The organism is Streptomyces sp. NBC_00683 (genome assembly GCF_036226745.1).
GTDB lineage: Bacteria > Actinomycetota > Actinomycetes > Streptomycetales > Streptomycetaceae > Streptomyces.
The window spans coordinates 4,320,117-4,343,787 of sequence record NZ_CP109013.1 but is presented as its reverse complement, the minus strand read 5'-3'; the positions used below and the strand labels follow the sequence as shown (position 1 = coordinate 4,343,787).

The window sequence follows — 23,671 nt, the reverse complement described above, 5'->3', positions numbered from 1 at the left end:
AGTGGACACGATTGCCAGTCTGTTCAGCTTTATCACCACACCTGTTTCGTGGGTCATCGTCCAGTTCCACAAGTTGTACGGGGCGCTCTTCGGCGACGACACGGGCTGGGCCTGGGGCCTGTCCATCGTGTCCCTGGTGGTTCTGATCCGGATCTGTCTGATCCCGCTTTTTGTTAAGCAGATCAAGTCGACCCGGAACATGCAGGTGCTCCAGCCGAAGATGAAGGCGATCCAGGAGCGCTACAAGAACGACAAGCAGCGTCAGTCCGAAGAGATGATGAAGCTGTACAAGGAGACGGGTACCAACCCGCTCTCCTCGTGCTTGCCCATCCTGGCGCAGTCGCCGTTCTTCTTCGCCCTGTACCACGTGCTGTCGTCCATCGCCTCGGGCAAGACGATCGGTGTGATCGACCAGCCGCTGCTCGACAGCGCCCGTCAGGCGCACATCTTCGGCGCTCCGCTGGCCGCGAAGTTCATGGACAGCGAAGAGAAGGTCCAGGCGCTCGGCGCCTCGCTGGCTGATGTCCGAGTCGTCACCGCGATCATGATCGTGATGATGTCGGCCTCGCAGTTCTTCACCCAGCGCCAGCTGATGACGAAGAACGTCGACCTGACGGTGAAGACCCCGTACATGCAGCAGCAGAAGATGCTGATGTACATCTTCCCGCTGATCTTCGCCGTCATGGGCATCAACTTCCCCGTCGGTGTCCTCGTGTACTGGCTGACCACCAACGTCTGGACCATGGGTCAGCAGATGTACGTGATCAACCAGAACCCGACGCCGGGCAGCAAGGCGCAGGACCAGTACCTGGGCCGTCTGCTGAAGAGCGTGACCGCTCATGGGCAGGTGCGCGGCAGGACGAGGCGCAACACCGTGAAGCGGATCGTCGTCAAGGGCCCTGACCGCAACGACATCGAGCGCAAGTTCATCACCGGTCTGGCCAAGCTGGGTCTCGCGGCCCAGGAGGACGGGACGGTGGCGAAGAGCGAAACCGCTGTTGCCGAAGCCGAGGGCGGTGCTGCGGCGAAGCGGCAGCAGCCCAAGCGCCAGACGAAGGCGAAGCGCCAGACCGCTGCAACGCATCCGGGTGCGGCCAAGGACTCCGGTTCCGCCGAGCCGGAACCCAAGACGTCGCTCGAGAAGCAGGACGACAAGCCGAAGCCCGCGGGCAAGCCCGCGTCCGGCTCCTCACGCCAAGCCAAGTCCGGACAGCGCAAGGGCCCGCAGCGGCCCAAGCACCCGTCCAAGAAGTAAGAAGGAGTCCATCCGTGACGGAAGGCACCACCACCACGGCCGCTGAGGGCAGCGACACTCTGACCCGCCTGGAGCAGGAAGGGGAGATCGCGGCCGACTATCTCGAAGGCCTGCTCGACATCGCCGACCTCGACGGCGACATCGACATGGATGTCGAGGCGGACCGGGCTGCGGTCTCGATCATCAGCGACTCGGCGCGCGAACTGCAGAAGCTTGTGGGCCGCGACGGTGAGGTGCTGGAGGCGCTTCAGGAGCTGACGCGCCTGGCCGTTCACCGGGAGACCGGTGACCGTAGCCGTCTGATGCTGGACATTGCCGGCTTCCGTGCCAAGAAGCGGGAAGTTCTTGCCGCTCTGGGTGCCAAGGCCGCAGATGAGGTCAAGAGCTCCGGTGAACCGGTGAAGCTGGACCCGATGACACCCTTCGAGCGCAAGGTCGTGCACGACGCGATCGCGGCCGCAGGTCTGCGCAGCGAGTCCGAGGGCGAGGAGCCGCAGCGCTTCGTCGTCGTACTCCCTGCCTGAGGGATCCTTGTACTGTCGGCCCCGTCTGTTCGCAGGCGGGGCCGATCTTTGTCAGCCTGATAGTCAGCCACCCACAGTGCGTTAGTGCGGTACGGAAGGACGGTCCCCGTGACGGAGGCAGCAGAACTCCCTCAGGCGCCCATGGAGGCGCAGGCGGTATTCGGTGAGTTCCTCCCAGAGGCTGTCCGGTACGCGGAGATGCTTGCGGATGCGGGGGTCAAGCGGGGTCTGATCGGTCCTCGCGAGGTCCCGCGACTGTGGGAGCGCCACCTGCTGAACTGTGCGGTGCTCTCCGAGGTGGTTCCGGAGGGCGTCACGGTGTGCGACGTGGGGTCCGGGGCCGGGCTTCCCGGTATTCCGCTGGCTCTGGTGCGCCCCGATCTGAAGATCACGCTGCTCGAGCCGCTTCTGAGGCGGACCAACTTCCTTCAGGAGGTCGTCGAGCTGCTGGGCCTGGATCATGTGACGGTCGTCCGCGGCCGGGCCGAGGAAGTGCTCGGGACTCTGCAGCCTGTACATGTGGTGACCGCCCGGGCGGTGGCTCCCCTGGACCGCCTCGCCGGCTGGGGGGTGCCCCTGCTGCGTCCCTACGGGGAGATGCTGGCGCTCAAGGGAGGCACGGCCGAGGAGGAGATTCAGGGGGCTCGTGCTGCCCTGAGCAAGCTCGGCGTGGTGGAGACCGAAGTGCTGCATGCCGGTGAAGGCATCGTTGATCCGTTGTCCACCGTGGTGCGTGTGGTCGTCGGGGAGAGCCCGGGCGGTGTGAGGTTCGCCGCAAAGAGGGCCAAGGCGGCGAGGGCGGGCAGGGCGCGCCGACGCCGTTGATCCGCTCTGCGCCCGTTGTCACAGGTGGCGATTTCGGACGCTTTTCGGTAAGTGGGCTGTTTATGGGTGATGCTCCGTGAAAGCAGTGATATGTGACTGCTGCGGAGTGTCGGGAGTCCGCTGCTGCGCTGCGCATGCATCGTGTTTCACGTGAAACGTCGCTCTCTGCTGCAGGGAATTATCGGCCGCGGTCGTGCGGCTGCCACACCGCGCGGCCGCAAGCCCGTACGGGCTACCGAGTTGTCCACAGAAGTGGATTCATCCACAGAACAGTCGGCCTCGCTGGTTCACGACCCCGAAAGCATGGCAGGCTCTGTTCATTGCGAGCCTGAAGTCGAGGAGAGTGAATCCTTGCGGTCCGACGCCAACATCGCGGGGCCGATGACCGATCCGGTCCCCGGTCCCCGATCCGAGTCCTCGGGGGACGGTGTTTCACGTGAAACACTGCCGCCCATGGACGACACACCCATCGGTCGTGCGGCCCAGCTGGCGGTCGAGGCTCTCGGCCGCGCCGGCGAGGGTCTGCCCCGGCCTGACCAGACGCGCGTCATGGTGGTTGCCAACCAGAAGGGTGGAGTGGGTAAGACGACCTCGACGGTCAACCTTGCTGCTTCGCTCGCGCTCCATGGCGCACGTGTCCTGGTGGTGGACCTCGACCCGCAGGGCAACGCCTCCACGGCTCTGGGGATCGACCATCACGCCGAAGTTCCCTCTATCTATGACGTCCTGGTGGAGAGCATGCCGCTCTCCGAAGTGGTTCAGCCCGTCCCGGACGTCGAAGGTCTCTTCTGTGCCCCGGCCACCATCGATCTCGCCGGTGCGGAGATCGAGCTGGTGTCACTGGTGGCACGGGAGAGTCGACTGCAGCGGGCGATCCAGGCGTACGAGCAGCCGCTGGACTACATCCTCATCGATTGCCCGCCTTCGCTCGGTCTGCTGACGGTCAACGCGCTCGTTGCCGGAGCCGAGGTGCTCATCCCTATTCAGTGCGAGTACTACGCGCTGGAGGGTCTTGGTCAGTTGCTGCGAAATGTTGACTTGGTACGGGGCCATCTCAACCCGGATCTTCATGTGTCGACGATCCTGCTGACCATGTACGACGGCAGGACCCGGCTTGCTTCGCAGGTGGCGGAGGAGGTCCGTACTCACTTCGGCAAGGAGGTGCTGCGGACGAGCATTCCGCGTTCGGTGCGCATCTCGGAAGCTCCGAGTTACGGGCAGACCGTGCTGACCTATGATCCGGGATCCAGTGGGTCCCTTTCCTATCTCGAGGCTGCCCGAGAGATCGCCCTGAGGGGCGTGGGGATGCATTACGAGGCCGAGCATGCCCATACGGGCAGCAAGAACAGCCAGCAGAGCAATTCGGAGGGCATGCGGTGAGTGAGCGTCGTAGAGGGTTGGGGCGTGGGCTCGGTGCTCTGATCCCCGCAGCTCCGCAGGAGAAGCAGGTGACGTCTCCCGGGGCTGGGGTTGGTCAGGGAGGTGCACTGCCGGTGATGACGGCCGAGCGGGGTGTGGCCGCGGCGAAGGTGACTGCGCTGTCCTCCGGCCCGATGGTGCCGGAGCCCAGCGGTCCTGTTTCGGAAGGGGAGACCGTTCCGGGGTCGGCTGAGTCTGCCGGTGCGTACTTCGCGGAACTTCCTCTCGACTCGATCACACCGAACCCGAGGCAGCCTCGTGAGGTATTCGACGAGGACGCTCTGGCCGAGCTGGTCACCTCCATCAAGGAGGTCGGTCTCCTCCAGCCCGTCGTCGTGCGCGCGGTGGCTGACGGTCGCTACGAGCTCATCATGGGCGAGCGTCGCTGGAGGGCCTGCGGTGAGGCAGGTCTGGAGCGGATCCCGGCGATCGTCCGGGCGACCGACGACGAGAAGCTGCTTCTGGACGCGCTCCTGGAAAACCTTCACCGGGCTCAGCTGAACCCCTTGGAGGAGGCAGCGGCGTACGACCAGCTGCTGAAGGACTTCAAGTGCACGCACGACCAGCTCGCGGACCGGATCGGGCGGTCACGTCCGCAGGTGTCCAACACCCTGCGTCTGCTCCGTCTCTCGCCGCCGGTCCAGCGCAGGGTTGCCGCAGGTGTCATCTCGGCCGGTCACGCTCGGGCACTTCTCTCGGTGGACGACTCCGATGAGCAGGACCGGTTGGCTCACCGGATCGTGGCCGAGGGGCTGTCGGTTCGTGCGGTCGAGGAGATCGTGAACCTCCTTGGTTCCGAGCCCACGAGCTCCGCCAAGCCGAAGGGGCCCCGTGCCGGAGCGCGGCTCTCGCCGGCTCTGACCGATCTGGCGTCGCGGCTCTCGGACCGTTTCGAGACGCGGGTGAAGGTCGACCTGGGCCAGAAGAAGGGGAAGATCGTCGTCGAGTTTGCTTCGATGGAGGATCTGGATCGCATTCTTGGCAGCCTCGCCCCTGGTGAGGGACGTGTGCTGGATCGGAACCTCTCAGAAGAGCCGGACGAGCACGCCGAGGGCTGAGGTCTGGTTGAAGACCTGAGGGGCGGTCTGTGTTCCGGAAGTTCTCGGAACACAGACCGCCCCTTTGCTCGCTCTCGGTATCCGCATCACCTCTGGGTGGATACGATGCGTTCTGGTATGGCGTATCCACCGTGATCCACCTCAGAGGAGGCGGGGGCCGTGCGATCAGTGAATCGCAGCCACCTGGTGTCAGTCGGGTTGGGGCTAGGTGCTGTCGGGGGTTTTGTCGGCAGTCTCTTCCGAGAACGGAGTGCGCTGGCAGCCGCACGTGATGCGGCGGGCGAAGGAAGTGAGGGACCGCCTTCATGGGGCGTCGGCTTGTACCGCTCACACTGGACAACCTTCCGGACCTCCCCAGGCGTTGCCGCTCGTGTGTCTTCTGGGAACTTGATCCGGTCAGCGGGGAAGCCGCGGTAAAAGCAGGAAGACCCGAGCTGGAGAAAGAAGCCTGGATCTCCGCCGTGCTGCTGGAGTGGGGTTCCTGCGGTCGGGTCGTCTATGTGGATGACGTACCGGCCGGCTTCGTTCTTTATGCGCCCCCCGCATATGTCCCGGGGGCGATGGCGTTTCCGACCAGCCCTGTCTCCCCCGACGCGGCACAGCTGATGACTGCGTTGATCATGCCGGAGTTCCAGGGCCAGGGACTGGGCCGGGTCATGGTGCAGACAGTTGCCAAGGATCTGCTCCGACGGGGCTTCAAGGCGATCGAGGCCTTTGGCGATGCCCGCTGGAAGGAGCCGGCTTGTGTGCTGCCGGCGGATCACCTGCTCGCTGTCGGCTTCAAGACGGTGCGACCTCACCCGACTCATCCGCGGCTGAGGCTGGAGCTGCGTACGACGCTCTCCTGGAAGGAAGACGTCGAGTTGGCGCTGGACAGGCTGCTGGGGGCGGTCCAGAAGGAACCTGCCCTACGGCCGCTGTAGTCGTGGTCGACCTCGGTGCGTTCACGGGTGAATGAGTCCCGATCAGATGTCGAGGAGTACGCAGAACGGGCCCACCCCGAAGGGTGGGCCCGTTTCACGTGAAACAGTGCGGGGCGCTGGTACTACTCGCCGATGAAGCTTTCGAGGTCGCGGAGGATCGCGGCCTTCGGCTTGGCACCGACGATCGTCTTGGCGACCTCGCCGCCCTGGTAGACGTTGAGCGTCGGGATGGACATCACGCCGTACTTCGCCGCAGTGGCGGGGTTCTCGTCGATGTTGAGCTTGACGATCTCGATCTGGTCGCCGTGCTCAGCTGCGATGGCCTCCAGCGAAGGGGCGATCTGGCGGCACGGGCCGCACCAGGCAGCCCAGAAGTCCACCAGCACAGGCTTCTCGTTCTTCAGGACGTCCTCGTCGAAGGAGTCGTCAGTCACGTTCTTCAGGGCGCCGGCCACGGCGGCCTCCTTAACTTCGCGGGGTGTGGGGTGAGGTGAGGCGTCGGTCAGACCGCGGGGGTCTTCTCCGGCTCGGCGAGCTTCTCGTCGGCCAGTGCCGAGAGGAAACGCTCGGCGTCGAGAGCCGCGGAGCAGCCGGTCCCGGCGGCAGTGATGGCCTGTCGGTAGGTGTGGTCGACGACGTCTCCTGCGCCGAAGACACCGGACAGGTTCGTGCGGGTGGAGGGTGCTTCGACCTTGAGATAACCCTCGTCGTCGAGGTCGAGCTGCCCCTTGAAGAGTTCCGTGCGCGGGTCATGGCCGACGGCGATGAACAGGCCGGTCACCGGGAGCTCGGACGTCTCGCCGGTCTTGGTGTTGCGCAGGGTCAGACCGGAGAGCTTCTGCTCGCCGTGAACCGTGGCGACCTCGCTGTCCCAGGCGAACTTGATCTTCGGGTCGGCGAAGGCGCGCTCCTGCATGGCCTTGGAGGCACGCAGGGTGTCGCGGCGGTGAACGATCGTGACGGACTTCGCGAAGCGGGAGAGGAAGGTCGCTTCCTCCATCGCGGTGTCGCCACCGCCGATCACGGCGATGTCCTGGTCCTTGAAGAAGAAGCCGTCGCAGGTGGCACACCAGGAGACACCGCGTCCGGAAAGCGCGTCCTCGTTGGGCAGACCGAGCTTGCGGTGCTGGGATCCCGTGGTGACGATGACTGCCTTGGCACGGTGCACCGTGCCTGCGGTGTCGGTGACCGTCTTGACGTCGCCGGAGAGGTCGACGGAGATCACATCGTCGGGGATCAGCTCGGCGCCGAAGCGTTCGGCCTGGGCTCGCATGTTGTCCATGAGCTCGGGGCCCATGATGCCGTCCTGGAAGCCCGGGAAGTTCTCCACGTCGGTGGTGTTCATGAGCGCACCGCCCGCAGTGACGGCACCCTCGAACACCAGCGGCTTCAGCGACGCGCGAGCGGTATACAGGGCGGCGGTGTAACCAGCCGGCCCGGAGCCGATGATGATCACATTACGGACGTCGCTCACGGGTTTCTTCCTCGTCTCTGCAGACTGCCACTGCCTACTGGGGTCGGTTCCACGACTCTCACCCCACCCAACGGATCCTACGGGGCATGCATTCCCGCTAAGCCGGAGCAACTCCCGGCACGGTGCTCAGGGGCGCGCGTAGGAGTGGGTGAGCAGCAGCTGTCCCTTTGCCGCGGGAGCGGCGCCGACGCACGCTGCGTCGACCACATAGGCCTGTACGCGGCTCGGGTCGGTCGCGTGGGGCAGGACGACGAGGAATGCCGCCGTGCCCTGGTAGCTGCCGTGCTCCACCGCCAGAGCCGGGGAATTACGGCCGGTGCCCTGCTGTACGCAGGGGGGGACGTCGACGACAGGCGTGCGCAGGGGGTTCCTGGGCGTCGCCGAGTCGGGGGTCATGTTCTGCGGGGATGACTTGGTGTCGACGGACGGCTTTGTCCCGTCGGCTTCCGCGGTCTTCGACGCCTCTGCTTCGCCGAGAAGCTGGTGGACCTGGCCTTCGAGCGTGTCCACCGAGAAGTCCCGCTGGCTGTCCTCTGCGGCGCTGGATGCCCTGTCGGCGGAGTTCTGAGCCGGTTGGACCGACTGCAGCAGGAAGACGCCCATACCGACGACCGCCGCTCCGAAGGCAGTTCCGAGAATCACCGTGCGGCGACGACGCCGGGCGGGACGCCGGCCGGGGCCGGTGGCACCCCGGGGACGGCCTGACGGACGGTCCACGACAGTGGGCTCCGGAGGCTGCTCGTATGTTTCACGTGAAACAGGAGCGGTGGCTCCGGAGGACGCGTCGGGCTGCGCGAGGCTTTCTGAGGCCAGCGCCGCATCGATCCGGGCAACAACGTCCTCGGGCATCTGCTGGTCGGCGGGCAGATCTCCGAGGAGTGAGCGGATCTCTTCCAGCGAGGAATGGATCTCATCGCACTGCGGGCACCTGTCGATGTGGCGGCGGACATCTGCCGTGCGGGAGGGGGACAGGAGCCCCTCGGTGAGGTCGGAGATCTCTTCGATGTCCGGGTGCTGAGCTGTGTCGGCCGTGGATGTCATGCGTGCCCACCTCCGCCCTTCACAGCAGCAGGATCGCTTGACCCTGCATCTCTTGGTCCCGACGCAGGTGGGACGGATGTCCCCTGCGTCCGGTTCCTTTCCACGACGCTGTCCCCGCTGTTACTGCGTAGATGGGTGAGCAGAGGGAGCAGTCTTGCCCGTCCGCGCGCGCAGCGGCTCTTCACGGTGCCGGTCGGCACGTCGAGGATGCGAGCGGCCTCCGCGACGGGATAGGCCTGCATATCGACGAGCACGAGAGCCGCCCGTTGTTCTGCGGGGAGGGTGGACAGCGCTGCCAGGAGTTCGCGGTGGAGGTCCTGCCTTTCGGCGGGCGCCTCGGCAGATTCGTGCGGCTCCAGCAGCTGATCGAGCCGCTCCGCGTCATCGACCGGCGCCGTTTTGCGTGAGGCGGCCTTGCGCGCACGGTCGAGGCAGGCGTTCACGGTGATCCGGTGGAGCCAGGTCGTGACGGCCGACTGGCCGCGAAAGGTGTGGGCGGCCCGGAACGCCGAGACGAGGGCGTCCTGTACCGCGTCAGCGGCTTCCTCGCGGTCGCCGAGCGTGCGGAGCGCCACGGCCCAGAGCCGGTCACGGTGTCGTCGCACGAGCTCACCGAAGGCGTCCGGTTCGCCTGCGACATGCTGCGCCAGGAGATCCTGGTCGCTGGTGTCGGCGAATCTGGCGTCGTCCAACGGTGAGCCCCCTCCCCTGATGCCGTCAGCTGGTGATCTTGATGTCCGAGACCTTGCCCCTGTAGCGCCCGTCGTCACCCAGCGGCAGCTTGGTCAGCCAGACCAGAACGTACCGCGCCTGCACCGGCTTGTCGGGCTTGAGGGACACCTTTGTTCCGGATCCCTTCGCGGCCTCGGTGAAGCCGTCGGGGAGCTGGGGAACGGACGATCCGTCCGTGGTCCTCAACTCGACCGAGGTGGCGCCACCGAGGAAGGACACATCGACGGATCCGACCTGCTGGACCTTACCCAGGTCGAGGACGACTCCGACACCCTCCTTCAGTTTCCCGAAGTCGGCGCTGTAGTAGCCGTCCGTGGACCAGTACGAGCCGGTGTCCTTGTCGTGGACGTTCTTTATGGTTGCGGGCTTCTCGGAGCCGTCCCCGCCGAGCGGGTCGTAGTCCTGGGCGCGTGCGATGGTGATGGGCTTGCTGGGCTCGACGGCGTTGTTGTCGTCGCCCTCGTTCTCGGTGGTCTGTGTGTTGGCCGGCTCGTCGGAGTCGTTGCCCCGGTCGAGGACGGTTTCGGCCAGCTGCCAGCTACCGAGGCCCAGTGCGGCGATGAGCAGCGCGGACACGGCCCATTTGAGCGCCTTGCCGGTACGGCTCTGCAGCGGGGGCGGCGGTGCGGTGATGACGGGCTGCGTGGCCTGGTGGGGACGTGCCGACGGGCGCCCGTAGGTGCCTTGCTGGTAGGTGGTCCGCTGGTACTCGGGCGGCCCGGTGAACACAGGCTCGGGAGGAAGGATGCGCGGCATGGCTGCGACAGCCTTGGCCAGTTCGTCCGGTGTGGTGCACGGCTGTTCCTGCCGTGAGGCCGTGGCGCCGTCGTTGGCGAGCGCGCGCATGGCGAGCTCCGAGAGGCCGCGATGGACGCCGGCCCGTACCTGGTCCGGAGGAATCAGCCCGACGCCCTTGGGAAGCCCGGAGAGGCCGTAGGCATCGCTCTCGTAGGGCCAGCGGCGGGTCAGCGCGGCGTAGAGCAGTGCGCCGATGGCCTCCGTGTCCGTACGCAGCGGGTGGTCGGCGGTGATGCCTCGCAGGGCCGCGTTCACAGCGAGGCCACGGATCCGGTACTGCCCGGTCGAGCTGCGCAGCACCGCGCCCGGGGTGAGCCGCAGATGCGCGAGACCCTCCCGGTGGGCGGCGGCCATGGCCTGGGAGATCTGGCTCACGAGTTGGTACGCGTCGTGGGCTTCCAGGGGTCCTGAGGCGAGCAGTGCCGTGAGTTCGGTGGCGTCGGGGAGCCACTCATGGACGACGTAGACGAGGTCGCCCTCTTCCACGGCGTCCAGGACCTGCACGAAGCGCGGGTCTCCCAGCAGCGCCGAGGAGCGGGCAGCAGCCAGCACCGAGCGGGCGCGGGGATGGTCGGCGGGGAGCAGATGAACGCCCACCGCGCGGCGAAGCTTCTCGTCGACGGCACGCCAGCTGCTGAATCCGTCCAGACGGGTGACGCACTCTTCGAGCCGATAGCGCTTGGCGAGCTTGTGGCCGCTGTGCAGATCGGGCGTCGCCGGGACGGTATCCGCTCTCTCCTGCCCACCGTCCGCGCTCTTCGGGCTCGCGCCCGCTGTGTCCTGGGCTTGTTCCGTCCCGTCGGTCGTGGCCTCGTCCGCCTTGGCGGCCAGCGGCTCGTCGCCGCCGTTATCGGCCACGTCGACGGCAGCCGTGCTACGTTCCGCCACCGTCGTTCCTGCCTCCCCATCCGTTGCGCGATGCCAGCCAGCACTGCACAGTCCCGCCAATTGTGCCCACACTCCGGCGCTATGCACGACACGCGGTGTCAGGCGATGGTTGTGCGGATCGGAGCGCTCTTTAGCGCCCGAGCCGTCCCCGGACCATGCCGACCATGCCGTTGAGCTCTTCAATGCGCATCTTCTTCGCAGCGACGAAGAAGACGCCCAGCAGGACGATGCTGCCGCAGACCAGGGCGACCACGGAGCCGCCTGCCCCGTCCCCGAGTGCCCCCAGAAGGGCAAAGCCCACTCCGCCGCCCACGATGGCCGCAGGGATCGCGGCCAGGCACAGACGTGCGTAGGTGCGCACGATGCGGGCGCCGTCGAGGTCTCCTCCGAGCCGGTTGCGCAGGCGTCGCCAGGCGATACCGACGCCGACGGCGTAGGCCAGGCCGTAGGAGGCGGCCATGCCGACGACTGCCCACTGGGCGGGCAGGACCACGTAGCAGACGGCGGAAGCCGCGGCGTTGACCGCTGCGACGATGACCGTGTTGTAGAAGGGCGTGCGGGTGTCCTCGTACGCGTAGAAGCCACGCAGTACGACGTACTGCACGGAGTACGGGATGAGGCCGAGGGCGAACGCCATCAGGATGAAGCCCATGGACCGTGCTGCCTCGGTACCACTGGACGCGTACAGCAGGGTGCACATCGGCAGACCGAGTGCGAGGAACGTGAAGGCGACCGGCACGATCGCCACGGCCGAATTGCGCAGCCCCTGCGAGATGTCGTCGCGGACCGCCCCGGGGTCGTTGTCATGGGCGGCGCGGGAGATACGCGGCAGCAGAGCGGCCATGACCGAGACGGTGATGATCGCCTGAGGCATGCCCCAGATCAGCTGGGCGTTGGAGTAGGCGAGGAACCCCGTGCCGTCCTTGTCGGAGAGGTTGCCTGCCGCAGTTGCCAGCTGGGTGACGACCAGAACGCCGGCCTGGTTGGCCAGGACGAACAGGACCGTCCACTTGGCGAGCTTGATCGTTTTTCCGAGCCCGTGCCCCTTCCAGTCGAAGCGGGGGCGGAAGCGGAAGCCTGCCTCGCGGAGGTACGGAATCATCGCCAGGGCCTGGACGACGAGGCCGAGCAGCGTTCCGATGCCCAGCAGCCGGACGCCCTCCGGCGGGATCGTCTCGACGCCCATCAGGGATTCGCCGGACGTGCCGTAGACCCAGATGAACAGGCCGAAGGTGAAGATCATGACGATGTTGTTGAGGACCGGGGTCCACATCATCGCGCCGAACTTGCCCCGGGCGTTGAGGATCTGCCCCATGACCACATGGACACCCATGAAGAAGATGGTCGGCAGGCAGTAGCGGGCGAAGGTGACGGCCACATTGTTCGCTGCCGCGTCGTTCGCGATGGTGCTCGACATGAGATGGATCAGCTGCGGAGCGGCGAAGACCGCCACCAGGACGATCAGGCCCAGCGCCACCATGACGAGGGTCAGCAGACGGTTGGCGTAGGCCTCGCCGCCGTCCTCGTCGTCCTTCATGGAGCGGACGAGCTGGGGCACGAAGACCGAGTTGAGGCCTCCGCCGACGGTGAGGATGTAGATCATCGTCGGCAGGGTGTAGGCGATGGTGAAACTGTCGCCGAGCATCGCCGCACCGAGCGCGGCGGTGATCACAAGGCTGCGTACGAAGCCGGTGAGCCTGGATACCAGGGTGCCGGCCGCCATCAGCGCGCTGGACTTCAGTATCCCGGAGGCACGGCCGCCGGATTTCGGCGGGACGGGAGCCGGAGCAGCCTCCGGCTCGGGGGCGGGGCCGGGAGGCCGTCCTGATCCCTCCTGGTCGCGGAAGAGGTGCGCGAAGGCGTCCGGCTCCTCGCGGCCGTCGGATGCCTGTGTCACCAGGTCGTCCACTCCTACGTACTGGGTGGTTGCCGCGTTGTCTCCGTACGGCAGGTGCCGCGAGGGGCCTGCAGGCTCCGGTGGCGGAGTCTGGGCCCAGATGCGGGGGTCGGGGGCGTACTGGGCCGAGGGAGGCTGCTGGTACAGCGCCTGAGGCTCCTGGTAGGTGCCAGGGGGCGGCGGAGGGTGGGCGGCGCGGTCGTAGAGGGCCTCGGCCACCGGATCCTGGGCAGCGAGGTCCTGAGACCGGTAGGGATCGTGGTCGTAGGCATGCTGCAGGTACGGGTCCGGTGCCCCCTCGTCCTGACCTGCGTCCGACGGCACCGGCGGCCCGCCGGATGATCCAGCTCCGCCCGCGCCCTGGGCGCGGTCACCGTCGTACGGCGCGTTCATCGAAACCCCACCTCATCGTCCCCGGCCGACCGGCCCCGACAGACATCGCTCAACGGTCCACTTTCTCACCCGTTCCCGACGGGTCCCCGCTTTCCGGACCGGTGTCCGGGGTCGGGTCACTCGGCTGCTCGGGTTCGCCGCCGTTGTCCCCCGCTGCGCCGTTCGCGACGGTGCGCTTGCGGTGCGTGTACATCCTGATGCCTGCCAGGACGAGCAGGAGCAGTCCGCCGGCGATCACGAGGAGCACCGTCGGTGTGACTTCTGAGACCTTCACGGTGAAGGTCATCTCCTCGCCGTACGGTGTTCCGTCCTCGGTGAAGAGCTGTGCGGTGACCTGCGCCTGTCCGTTGGCATTGGCCGATGCGTCGAATTTCACGGACTGGCTGTGCCCGCCTGCGATCTTGATCGGCTGCTCGGCCACGGCTGCGCCGTCATTGAGCTTGAGCCGTGTCGAGTTGCCCGACGTCAGGCGGAGCTTGAGGTTGTCCACACCCTGCACCAGCTTGTTCTGCACGGTGACTGGGATCGTCGCGCTGCGGCCCGACAGGGTGACATCGGACTTCGCGATGAGCTGCACCTCGTTGGTGAGGCTCTGCAGGTAGGTGCGGACCGCGTCGCGGTACTGCTGCGCTTCCAGAGGCCTGCCGCGCCACGATGTGGAGACGGAGCGGTTGATCGCGTTGCCGAAGGGTGTCACCACCCGGTCGGGCGCCGTGAGGATGACCTGGAAGCTGTTCAGCGAGTCCTGCGTCGTCCTGATGTCCTGGAACGCCTGGGTGGGCAGTTCCTGGCTGCGGAGCTTCTTCGGGTACTGGGAGGCCCTCGGCACCTTCGTGGTGGCCTGGGCGTCGGGCTTCTCCTCGGCCGCCGCCACCAGGTCGACGGGCTGCGTCCAGTGCTCGTCGGCGAGGGCGCGCAGGGCGGCAGCCATGGCTTGTGCCTGCGTCGCCGTGGGTGTCCGCTGCGGTGCGACGACAACGCTGCGCGCCTTGTTCGGGGCCTGCTCGGTCAGCGCGAGCGTGTGGGCCAGGAACTTCTGCACAGCGAGCGTCGAGTCACCGGCCCTGGCCATGTCGCCCTTGAAGGCGGTGGACAGCCGGTAGTCGGCAACGACAGCGGTGGTGCCGCCTCCGATCGGCCGGGCGGCTGTCGGCGTGTACGGCAGCCCGCCGGTTTCGTCGAGGCTGTCGCTGCGGGCGATCACCTTGTGTGCGCCGGCCGAGGTGGCGACGTCGACGATCGAGGGATCGATCGCACCGTCCACCGGCCAGGCGAAGTCGGTGGAGGGCTTCACGTGGAGGATGGTCTCGACCGTGGGTCCCGCTACTTCGGTTGCCGTCTGCAGGTGGCTGAGCGTGCCCGAGACGTTCTTGCCGCGGTGGGCGATGGAGGCAAGGTCGGGGTCGGCGAACGGCAGGGCCACCACCTTGCCGTCCTTGACGGCCGCTTGCAGTGTGGTGAGCCACTGCTTGGCGATGGCCTGATTCGTCCCCGCGACGGTGGTGTCTTTGACCCTGACGCGATAGTTCCTTGTCATCGCGTCGACGGAGGCCAGCAGGTCCGGGTCGATCACCCAGGTCACCGGAAGCTGACTGCCCAGCGACACCAGCTGCTCCAGCCGGCCACCGGGAGCGAGCTCCTGCGCGAGTTTGTCGTTGGCGAAGACAGGGGTCTGCTGTTCGTCGGAGCCCGTCTCGGCCGTGACGTGTGCCGAGGCGATCAGCGGCCAGAGGAAGGTCAGTTTGGTCTTGCTGTCGGCGTCCTCGGGCTGCCAGGGCAGGAAGGTCCGCTGAATGCCGAGCACCTGGTCGTAGCCCGCATCGGCGGTCCGGCCCGTGACGGAGACGCCGAGCTGGTAGACGCCCTCTTCGTCCAGGCCCAGCTTGTCGACAGGAACAGCGAGGCTGAAGTCCTGACTGACGCCGGACGGAAGCTTCGGGATCTTCAGCGTGTACGTACCGCCGAGCCTGGCCGGGTCGCTGCCCGGCAGGTATCCGGTGCGCTTGGCGGCGTCATCGATTGCGGACCGGCCGGGGAGCGTCGGCCCCACGCGGAGGTCGACCTCGGCTTCGGTGACCGCTTTCTTGCCCTTGTTGGTCAGGGTGCCGGAAACCGTGAGGGTGTCCCCCTCGACCGGTGCGGCGGGGCTGAGCGTGTCCAGAGACACATCGACGGTGCGTGAACCTGTCGGGGCTTTGGCGGTCCCCTCGGCCTGCGCTGCGGGCGCTGCCGGACCCGTCAGGAGCCCGGCGAGCAAGGGCGCCCCGACGATCAAGGAGGCTGTGCGCCGGAGCCACCGGCGGGCAGGGGAGGGACTCGTCCCCTGGATGTCTGCCGCCTCGGCCACGCGTACCCGTCCCTCTTAGTCGTCAGCTGGTGTCGGTCTTGCCGGTCTCTGCGTCCACGCATGGTAACGATGTGCCCGATGGCTGAGTGCCGGGGACTGCGCCACATGATCGGGAGAGTCTCGCAGGGCCGCCATAAACGATGACGCCCGGGCCGGTCGGTGCACGTACCCTTTTCTGTTGTGCCGAACGCCAACGAAGACAGCCCCAGTGCACTGAGCCAGGTGCAGCACCGCGCAGTGAGTGAACTGCTGCGGGTGTCCCCGGTCGCCGACGACCTCGCCCGCCGATTCCAGGAGGCCGGATTCGGTCTGGCCCTGGTCGGAGGGTCGGTCCGCGATGCGTTGCTCGGCCGGCTCGGGAACGACCTGGACTTCACGACCGATGCCCGGCCGGAGGACGTCCTCAAGATTGTCCGTCCGTGGGCAGACTCCGTGTGGGAGGTCGGAATCGCGTTCGGCACGGTCGGATCGCAGAAGGACGGCTACCAGATCGAGGTCACGACCTATCGGTCGGAGGCGTACGACAGGACTTCCCGTAAGCCCGAGGTCTCCTACGGCGACTCCATCGAGGAAGACCTCGTTCGCCGTGACTTCACGGTCAACGCCATGGCTGTCGCTCTGCCGCAGAAGGAGTTCATCGACCCCCACGGCGGTCTCGATGATCTGGCCGAGCGTGTGCTGCGCACCCCGGGTACTCCTGAGGCCTCCTTCTCCGACGATCCGCTGCGGATGCTGCGTGCCGCTCGCTTTGCCGCGCAGCTGGACTTCGAGGTCGCCCCTGAGGTCGTTACGGCGATGACCGACATGGCCGGACGTATTGAGATCGTCTCGGCCGAGCGGGTCCGCGAGGAGCTCAACAAGTTGCTGCTGTCAGGGCACCCCCGCAAGGGGCTGGGGCTGCTGGTGGATACCGGTCTGGCTGACCGGGTGCTGCCCGAGCTCCCCGCCCTGCGACTGGAAAGTGATGAGCATCACCGCCACAAGGACGTCTACGAGCACTCCCTGACCGTCCTGGAACAGGCCATTGACCTTGAGGAGGGCGGACCGGACCTCGTGCTCCGGCTCGCGGCCCTGCTTCACGACGTCGGTAAGCCGAGGACGCGGCGCTTCGAGAAGGACGGCCGCGTCTCCTTCCACCACCACGAGGTGGTGGGCGCCAAGATGGCGAAGAAGCGGATGGCGGAGCTGAAGTACTCCAACGACATGGTCAAGGACGTGTCGAAGCTTGTGGAGCTGCATCTGCGCTTCCACGGCTACGGCGACGGTGAGTGGACCGATTCCGCCGTGCGCAGGTACGTGCGGGATGCAGGGCCGCTGCTGGACCGGCTGCACAAGCTGACCCGCTCGGACTGCACGACGCGCAACAAGCGCAAAGCCAATGCGTTGTCGCGAACCTATGACGGGCTCGAGGCGCGCATCGAGGAACTGCAGAGCCAGGAGGAGCTGGACGCGATCCGGCCCGACCTGGACGGCAACGAGATCATGCAGATCCTCGGGGTCGCACCCGGACCGGTGATCGGCAAGGCCTACGCCTTCCTGCTCGAGCTGCGGCTGGAGAACGGGCCGATGGAGCACGATGCTGCGGTCGCGGCCCTCAAGGAGTGGTGGGCCGCTCAGGACTGATGCCGGGCGTGGTCATGTTTCACGTGAAACATGACTCACGATTCTGGAGGGGTTTCCATCGGAGGGCGTTGCTTCGCGTGGTTTCACGTGAAACAACGCCCTCACTCCTTGATGCGGGCGCGCTGGAGCGCCAGGCTGATGTGCCGCCGGCGGAACATCGCTACTGAGACCAGGGCGTAGAGCACGGCCACGACAACCACCACAAGCACGGACCGGCCATCGGCGGGAAGCGCGAGGGCGGACAGTGCTGCGGCAGCGACGAAGGCAACGTTGAACAGCACGTCGTAGAGCGAGAAGATCCTGCCGCGGAATGAATCGTCGACCGAGGTCTGCACTTCGGTGTCCGTCGCGATCTTCGTTCCCTGTGTCACGAGCCCGAGGACGAAGGCTGCCGCCAGCATCGGAGTCGGGGCGAACGGCAGTCCCAGTGCCGGCTCCAGGAGAGCCGCCGCACCTGCGCACACCGCCATCCAGCCGTACCGGCCGAGGCGCCCCACCGCCCACGGGGTGATCGCCGCGGCCACGAAGTACCCTGCGGCGGAGGCCCCCAGCGCAAGGCCGAGCAGTGTCAGTCCGTCGGACTCGCTGTCGGACCACGCGTAGCGGCACAGCATCAGCACCATCACGGTCAAGGCGCCGTAGCAGAAGCGGATCACCGTTATGGCAGCCAGAGCGCGTGCGGCGTCCTTCCGCTCGGCCAGATGGCGCAACCCGGCTACGAGGCCGCGTGCGGTCGTGGTGAGCGCTTCCCGCAGTCTCACGTGGTGCAGGTCCTCATCCGGTCCGAGGAGGCCGCGGGGAAGGGTCAGGGATGTGAGGGCCGAGAGAAGGTAGAGGACCGCACCCAGCAGGATGACGGCGGCGTCGGACCCGTCCGTCAGTAGTTGCATCGACAGGGCGAGCCCTCCGCCGGCCGTTGCGGCCAGCGTTCCGGCCGTCGGGGAGAGGGAGTTGGCGACGACCAGACGGTCGGTGTCGACGACGCGTGGGAGGGCCGCTGACAGCCCGGCCAGGACGAAGCGGTTGACCGCGGTGACGCAGAGGGCGGAAGCGTAGAACGCCCACGCGGGTACGGAACTCAGGAGCAGCAGGGCTGTGCAGCAGGCCAGGGCGGCCCGCAGCAGATTTCCGTACAGGAACACCTGTCGGCGCGGCCAGCGGTCCAGCAGGACGCCGGCGAACGGGCCGATCAAGGAGTACGGAAGCAGCAGCACAGCCATGGCGGATGCGATGGCGCCCGGCGTTGTCTGACCCTCCGGGGAGAAGACGACGTACGTGGCGAGCGCGACCTGGTAGACGCCGTCGGCCGACTGCGAGAGAAGCCGCACGGCGAGAAGGCGACGGAAGTTCCGAAAGCGCAGGAGTACGCGTAGATCACGCACGACAGGCATGTGGGCAAGGGTCACACACGTTGGGGGTCCCCGGGCGGATTGCCCGGGGACCCCCAACGTGTGGAGGGGACGGAGCGTTTCCGCTCGTCACCCTGGTGAGGCTGCAGCCGTGATCGGCCGGATCAGCGCTCGATGTCGCCGCTGATGAACTTCTCGACGTTCTCGCGGGCCTCGTCGTCGAAGTACTGGACCGGCGGGGACTTCATGAAGTACGAGGAAGCCGAGAGGATCGGGCCACCGATGCCGCGGTCCAGGGCGATCTTCGCTGCGCGCACGGCGTCGATGATGACACCGGCGGAGTTCGGGGAGTCCCAGACCTCGAGCTTGTACTCCAGGTTCAGCGGAACGTCACCGAAGGCACGGCCCTCGAGGCGCACGTACGCCCACTTGCGGTCGTCCAGCCAGGCCACGTAGTCCGAGGGGCCGATGTGGACGTTGTCCGCACCGAGCTCGCGGTCACGGATCTGCGAGGTGACGGCCTGCGTCTTCGAGATCTTCTTGGACTCGAGGCGCTCACGCTCGAGCATGTTCTTGAAGTCCATGTTGCCGCCGACGTTCAGCTGCATCGTGCGGTCCAGGACGACGCCCCGGTCCTCGAACAGCTTCGCCATCACACGGTGCGTGATGGTGGCGCCGACCTGGGACTTGATGTCGTCGCCGACGATCGGGACACCGGCCTCGGTGAACTTGTCCGCCCACTCCTTGGTGCCGGCGATGAACACCGGGAGAGCGTTGACGAACGCGACCTTGGCGTCGATGGCGCACTGCGCGTAGAACTTCGCAGCAACCTCGGAACCGACGGGCAGGTAGCAGACGAGGACGTCGACCTGCTTGTCCTTGAGGATCTGGACGATGTCGACCGGGGCCTCGGCGGACTCCTCGATCGTCTCGCGGTAGTACTTGCCGAGACCGTCGTGGGTGTGGCCACGCTGAACCGTCACGCCGGTGTTCGGCACGTCGGCGATCTTGATGGTGTTGTTCTCGCTGGCGCCGATGGCGTCCGCGAGGTCGAGGCCGACCTTCTTCGCGTCGACGTCGAAGGCGGCGACGAACTCGACGTCGCTCACGTGGTACTCGCCGAACTGAACGTGCATCAGACCGGGCACCTTGCCGGCCGGATCGGCGTCCTTGTAGTACTCGACGCCCTGCACCAGCGAGGCGGCGCAGTTGCCCACGCCGACGATGGCTACGCGAACCGAACCCATGCCGATTGCTCCCTGTGTTCTCAGTGTTCCCCGTGGAACCTTGCGGATCTGCGGGGACTTCACTTGGTGTCGTCGGACGGATCCGGCCGGGTGTTGTCCCGGTGCCGGGGCAGGCCGCCCGTCTCTCCTGATGTGTCGTGCTGAGCAGAGCCCTCGGGCGAGGATCGTCGCTGATCCCGTCCCGATCGCTCGCTCTCGATGAGCTCGTTCAGCCAGCGCACTTCGCGCTCCACGGACTCCATGCCGTGTCGCTGCAGCTCAAGTGTGTAGTCGTCGAGTCGTTCGCGGGTGCGGGCAAGGGAGGCACGCATCTTCTCGAGGCGTTCCTCGAGCCTGCTGCGGCGTCCTTCGAGCACGCGCATCCGTACATCGCGCTCCGTCTGCCCGAAGAAGGCGAAGCGAGCAGCGAAGTGCTCGTCCTCCCACGAGTCCGGGCCGGTGTGCGAGAGCAGCTCCTCGAAGTGCTCCTTACCTTCTGCCGTCAACCGGTAGACGATTTTGGCGCGGCGACCCGTGAGCGAGGACGTGGGAGCGACCCCACGGCCGGCGACCGGCGGAAGATCCGGAGTACTTCCCGGCTCCTCGATCAACCAGCCGCTGGCAACCAGCGTCTTGAGGCAGGGGTAGAGCGTGCCGTAGCTGAAGGCGCGGAAGATCCCCAGCGACGTGTTGAGGCGCTTGCGCAGCTCGTACCCGTGCATCGGGGACTCGCGGAGCAGGCCGAGTACGGCGAATTCGAGGATGCCTGAGCGTCTGCTCACCTTCGCCTCCTCCTTCTCCGAGTGCTCCCGCGGAGCCCTTGAGTCCACCTTATGCCGTGCTGATGTATCGACTCGATACATCAGCACGATAGATCGACGCGGGGTGTTCGACAAGGGGAGGCTCCGTGAGCGGCGTCACATCGACAATTCCTAGGGAGCGACTTGCGTTATTTGGGGTGAAGTTCGGCTCTAGGGGGTTTTTGACCCTGCGTAGTCTGTGCGGCATGCAGATCACCGGGAACCGTGTGACGCCGCCAAGCGTCAGTCATCGCGGACTGCCGGATGTACTGCGGATGAGCCTTCCGCAGGGCGCGTCCGTAATTCGGGGGGACCGGATCTCAACTGCCGCTTCCAGGCGCTCTTGCCTGCCCGAGGAGTAGTCGTTCGATGAGCGAGCACCGTCGCAAAACGCCGCAACCGCAAGGTGGAGGGCGTGCCGCGGCCAGACGAGCCGCCCAACAGCCTGCCGGACGCCGCAGCGAGTCGTCACGCAGAGCAACTTCAGCATCACCTTCCGACGCATATGGCGAGGAAGCCTCCTACGGCGGCCGGGCCGAGGCCCGTCGCGCCGCCCAGCGCGGCGGCGGTGGCAGACGGCGTGGAGCCGGCGACACCGGTGGGCACGAAGGCCGAGGCCGGGGCCGGGCCGACGCCCGCCCCGGCAAGAAGCGCCTCATCGACTACCCGCGGGCCGGAAAGTACGGCGCACGCCGCTGGGTGCCGTCGTGGAAGCTCGTCTCGGGTGTGACCCTGAGCTTCCTCGGCCTCATGATGGGCGCGGCCGGCATCGCGTACGCGCTGGTGGTACCGCCGAACATCAAGGACGTCGCCACGGCGCAGAACAACGTCTATTACTGGGCCGACGACACCCCCATGGTCGCCACCGGCGGTTCCGTCAACCGGCAGTCGATCGGTTACGCGCAGATCCCCGTAGCGATGCGGAACGCCGTCATCTCCGCGGAGAATAAGTCGTTCGAGACCGACAGGGGCATCGACCCCATGGGTATCGGTCGCGCCGTCTACAACATGGCCCGGGGAGGTGACACCCAGGGCGGATCGACGATCACGCAGCAGTACGTGAAGAACTCCATGCTCTCTCAGGACCAGACGCTGAGCCGGAAGGTCAAGGAACTCTTCATCACGCTCAAGGTCGGTGAGACGGAGAGCAAGAAGAAGGTCATGGAGGGCTATCTCAACGTCTCCTACTACGGACGGGGTGCGTCGGGGCTCCAGGCGGCGGCACGTGCGTACTACGACAAGGACGCCACGGATCTGACCCCGAGCGAATGCGCCTTCCTGGCGACCCTGCTCAAGGGGGCGACTTACTACGACCCGGCGGGCGCTCCCGAAATCGACCAGGAGCAAGCCACCCCGGCGAAGAACACGAAGCGGGCGAAGCTGCGCTGGAAGTGGATCCTCGACGAGGAGGTCAAGGACGGCCGGATGACCCAGGCGGAGCGTGCCAAGTACACGACGTTCCCCATGCCGGAACCGCCGCGGAAGGACGCGAAGCTGGGTGGCCAGACGGGCTACCTGGTGGACCTAGCGACGAAGTACTTCCTCGCGCAGAAGGAAGACGTCACCGAGCGGCAGCTCGCGCAGGGTGGCTACGAGATCCACACGACCTTCGACCGGAAAAAGGTCACGCAGCTCGCGACCGCCGTCAACAAGGTGTACGCCGACAAGATCGATGTGAAGGCGCGTCCTGAACTGGACTCGCACGTCCAGTTCGGCGGTGCGTCGGTGGACACCAAGACGGGCGCGATCGTCGCCACCTACGGCGGTCAGGACGCGACGAAGCACTACACCAACAACGCCGATGTGACGGGCGCTCAGGTCGGTTCTACCTTTAAGCCGTTCGTGCTGGCGGCGGCCATGCAGTACGGGAAGCGCGATCCGGAACTCGATGCGGACCAGAGCGACTCGGAGCGCACCCTGGTTTCGCCGAAGAGCATCTACAACGGCGACAACAAGCTGAAGATCAAGAAGTACAACGGCGAGGTCTGGCGGAACGCGAAGGGCGGTGAGTGGCTCCAGACCAACGACGGAGACAAGTCCTACGGACCCATCGACCTGCGAACCGCCATGCAGGAGTCCGCCAACTCCCCGTACGTCCAGCTCGGGATGGATGTCGGTACGGACAAGGTGAAGGAGGCCGCGCTCGACGCGGGGCTGCGTGACGACGACTACATGGCGGACGCGAAAGTCCCCTCGTATTCCATCGGCACGTCCTCTCCGAGCGCCATCCGGATGGCCGGCGCGTATGCCACCTTCGCCACCAGCGGACAGCAGCGCGATCCCTTCTCGGTCACCGAGGTCAAGCACAGGGGCGAGGTCATCTATCAGCACGAGACGGTGTCCGAGCCAGCCTTCCCCAGCATTGTCGCGGACAACGTCACCGACGTCCTGAAGAACGTCGTCGAGAAGGGCACGGGAACACCTGCCCAGCTCCCCGACCGTGACGTGGCCGGGAAGACGGGTACCACGGACGGCAACAAGTCGGCCTGGTTCGTCGGTTACACCCCGCAGCTGTCGACCGCGGTGAGTATGTTCCGGATGGACGACAACGAGAAGAACAAGAACCGCAAGTTCCTGAAGATGTTCGGCACGGGCGGTGAGGAGAAGATCCACGGCGCCTCGTTCCCCGCGCAGATCTGGCACGACTACATGGCAGTGGCGATGAAGGGCATGGAGGTCAAGGACTTCCCGGAGCCGCAGCCGTACGGCGAGACGCTCTACGGCGGTGGCGCCCCCAGCCCCACCCCGACACCCAGCCCGACGCCTTCGCAGACGCCGTCCAGCGAACCGTCGAGTCCGTCGCCCACCCCGTCCTCGCCGTCCCCCACACCCAGCAAGTCGTGCGGAACGTTCGACTGGGACTGCAACAACGGTGGCACCGACACCGGCACCACCGATGGCGGGGACAACAGCGGCACGACCGACGGCAATACCAATACCGGTACGACCGACGGCGGGACCGATACCGGTACGACCGACGGAACAACGGATGGTACGAACGGCAACGGGAACGGGAACAATGCGGCCGGCGGGTTCTTCGGCGGCGGCGGATAGCGCCACCGCTCGCCGGACCCCCGACGAGTGACCGTAGGACAAGCG

The 23,671-nt window shown here is 66.6% G+C and carries 18 protein-coding genes; 8 read left to right on the top strand and 10 right to left on the bottom strand.

From position 1 onward, the window contains the following. Nucleotide 1: 1 nt before the first annotated feature. The 6 genes from yidC to OG257_RS19440 all read left to right on the top strand — a co-directional run bounded on the left by yidC (nt 2) and on the right by OG257_RS19440 (nt 6,004). A complete protein-coding gene (yidC, locus tag OG257_RS19465) occupies nt 2–1,255 on the top strand; it encodes a membrane protein insertase YidC (RefSeq protein ID WP_329209111.1) in 1,254 nt (417 codons plus the stop codon). A gap of 14 nt (nt 1,256–1,269) precedes the next feature. Then, nucleotides 1,270–1,779 (top strand): Jag family protein, encoded by a 510-nt coding sequence (locus OG257_RS19460; protein WP_329209109.1) that lies wholly within the window; start codon nt 1,270–1,272, stop codon nt 1,777–1,779. Between the two features lie 108 nt (nt 1,780–1,887). Beyond that, nucleotides 1,888–2,604, top strand: coding sequence for a 16S rRNA (guanine(527)-N(7))-methyltransferase RsmG (gene rsmG, locus OG257_RS19455; protein ID WP_329209107.1), 717 nt, complete (start codon nt 1,888–1,890; stop codon nt 2,602–2,604). A gap of 303 nt (nt 2,605–2,907) precedes the next feature. After that, a complete protein-coding gene (locus tag OG257_RS19450; protein WP_329215192.1) occupies nt 2,908–3,984 on the top strand; it encodes a ParA family protein in 1,077 nt (358 codons plus the stop codon). Beyond that, complete coding sequence (locus OG257_RS19445; RefSeq protein ID WP_329209105.1) at nt 3,981–5,081, top strand: ParB/RepB/Spo0J family partition protein; 1,101 nt, start codon at nt 3,981–3,983, stop codon at nt 5,079–5,081. The genes OG257_RS19450 and OG257_RS19445 overlap by 4 nt, the downstream gene beginning before the upstream one ends. A gap of 305 nt (nt 5,082–5,386) precedes the next feature. After that, a complete protein-coding gene (locus tag OG257_RS19440) occupies nt 5,387–6,004 on the top strand; it encodes a GNAT family N-acetyltransferase (protein ID WP_329209103.1) in 618 nt (205 codons plus the stop codon). Nucleotides 6,005–6,126: 122 nt separating this feature from the next. Here the strand turns inward: OG257_RS19440 and trxA are convergent, their stop codons facing one another. From trxA to OG257_RS19405, 7 genes are all read right to left on the bottom strand, one after another. Then, nucleotides 6,127–6,459 carry a thioredoxin gene (trxA, locus tag OG257_RS19435; RefSeq protein ID WP_329209101.1) on the bottom strand — a complete coding sequence of 111 codons (333 nt, stop codon included), beginning with the start codon at nt 6,457–6,459 and terminating at the stop codon, nt 6,127–6,129. Between the two features lie 47 nt (nt 6,460–6,506). Next, nucleotides 6,507–7,478, bottom strand: coding sequence for a thioredoxin-disulfide reductase (gene trxB / locus OG257_RS19430; RefSeq protein ID WP_329209099.1), 972 nt, complete (start codon nt 7,476–7,478; stop codon nt 6,507–6,509). 126 nt (nt 7,479–7,604) lie between these two features. Beyond that, nucleotides 7,605–8,519 carry an anti-sigma factor family protein gene (locus tag OG257_RS19425; RefSeq protein ID WP_329209097.1) on the bottom strand — a complete coding sequence of 305 codons (915 nt, stop codon included), beginning with the start codon at nt 8,517–8,519 and terminating at the stop codon, nt 7,605–7,607. Next, nucleotides 8,516–9,211 carry an RNA polymerase sigma factor SigM gene (gene sigM, locus OG257_RS19420; RefSeq protein ID WP_329209096.1) on the bottom strand — a complete coding sequence of 232 codons (696 nt, stop codon included), beginning with the start codon at nt 9,209–9,211 and terminating at the stop codon, nt 8,516–8,518. Before sigM ends, OG257_RS19425 begins: the two co-directional genes overlap by 4 nt. 25 nt (nt 9,212–9,236) lie before the next feature. Then, on the bottom strand, nt 9,237–10,937 hold the full coding sequence (locus OG257_RS19415; protein ID WP_329209094.1) for a serine/threonine protein kinase: 1,701 nt from the start codon (nt 10,935–10,937) through the stop codon (nt 9,237–9,239). Nucleotides 10,938–11,067: 130 nt separating this feature from the next. Next, nucleotides 11,068–13,227, bottom strand: coding sequence for a murein biosynthesis integral membrane protein MurJ (gene murJ, locus OG257_RS19410; protein ID WP_329209092.1), 2,160 nt, complete (start codon nt 13,225–13,227; stop codon nt 11,068–11,070). Nucleotides 13,228–13,276: 49 nt separating this feature from the next. Continuing rightward, nucleotides 13,277–15,574, bottom strand: coding sequence for a DUF6049 family protein (locus OG257_RS19405; RefSeq protein ID WP_329209090.1), 2,298 nt, complete (start codon nt 15,572–15,574; stop codon nt 13,277–13,279). A 180-nt stretch (nt 15,575–15,754) separates the two neighbouring features. Between OG257_RS19405 and OG257_RS19400 the strand changes: the two genes are divergently transcribed. Further along, nucleotides 15,755–17,197, top strand: coding sequence for a CCA tRNA nucleotidyltransferase (locus tag OG257_RS19400; RefSeq protein ID WP_329209088.1), 1,443 nt, complete (start codon nt 15,755–15,757; stop codon nt 17,195–17,197). 101 nt (nt 17,198–17,298) lie between these two features. Here the strand turns inward: OG257_RS19400 and OG257_RS19395 are convergent, their stop codons facing one another. The 3 genes from OG257_RS19395 to OG257_RS19385 all read right to left on the bottom strand — a co-directional run bounded on the left by OG257_RS19395 (nt 17,299) and on the right by OG257_RS19385 (nt 20,554). Then, nucleotides 17,299–18,588 (bottom strand): MFS transporter, encoded by a 1,290-nt coding sequence (locus OG257_RS19395; RefSeq protein ID WP_329209086.1) that lies wholly within the window; start codon nt 18,586–18,588, stop codon nt 17,299–17,301. 122 nt (nt 18,589–18,710) lie between these two features. Continuing rightward, complete coding sequence (locus OG257_RS19390) at nt 18,711–19,793, bottom strand: inositol-3-phosphate synthase (protein WP_329209084.1); 1,083 nt, start codon at nt 19,791–19,793, stop codon at nt 18,711–18,713. Between the two features lie 59 nt (nt 19,794–19,852). After that, nucleotides 19,853–20,554: a PadR family transcriptional regulator gene (locus tag OG257_RS19385; RefSeq protein ID WP_329209082.1), complete on the bottom strand. Its 702-nt coding sequence runs from the start codon at nt 20,552–20,554 to the stop codon at nt 19,853–19,855. A 387-nt stretch (nt 20,555–20,941) separates the two neighbouring features. Here OG257_RS19385 and OG257_RS19380 point away from each other — a divergent pair, with 387 nt between their 5' ends. Next, nucleotides 20,942–23,626 carry a transglycosylase domain-containing protein gene (locus OG257_RS19380; RefSeq protein ID WP_329209080.1) on the top strand — a complete coding sequence of 895 codons (2,685 nt, stop codon included), beginning with the start codon at nt 20,942–20,944 and terminating at the stop codon, nt 23,624–23,626. Nucleotides 23,627–23,671 lie beyond the last annotated feature (45 nt).